Source organism: Halomonas marinisediminis, from assembly GCF_004347715.1.
Lineage (GTDB): Bacteria > Pseudomonadota > Gammaproteobacteria > Pseudomonadales > Halomonadaceae > Halomonas > Halomonas icarae.
Genome location: NZ_SLTR01000541.1, coordinates 1 through 264, shown reverse-complemented (window position 1 = coordinate 264; position 264 = coordinate 1). Strand labels below are relative to the sequence as shown.

Genomic DNA, 264 nt, shown 5'->3' with positions numbered 1-264 from the left:
GGCCGGTCGGGCCGTCGGCTTGCGCCAGGATTGCCGCCAGTGCCGCGCGGTCCTCGGCATCGAGGACCAGGTCGAACACCTCCAGCGTGCGCGGCAAATGCCGGGCATAGCGCGCCCCGACGATGGCCGCGGCGACCCCCGGCTGGTCGAGCACATGGCGCGTGGCGACGGCGCTGAGGCCCACGCCGTGCTTGTCGCCGATGGCCTGGGGAGTGGGCAGGAGGCTCTGCAAGCGCGCCCATGGGCCGAGTGCATCGCTGATCC

At 73.5% G+C, this 264-nt stretch carries 1 protein-coding gene; it reads right to left on the bottom strand.

The genetic code is table 11. From position 1 onward, the window contains the following. Positions 1 to 264 (bottom strand): aldo/keto reductase (locus E0702_RS17725; protein WP_205742095.1); only part of this gene is annotated, 264 nt, incomplete at both ends.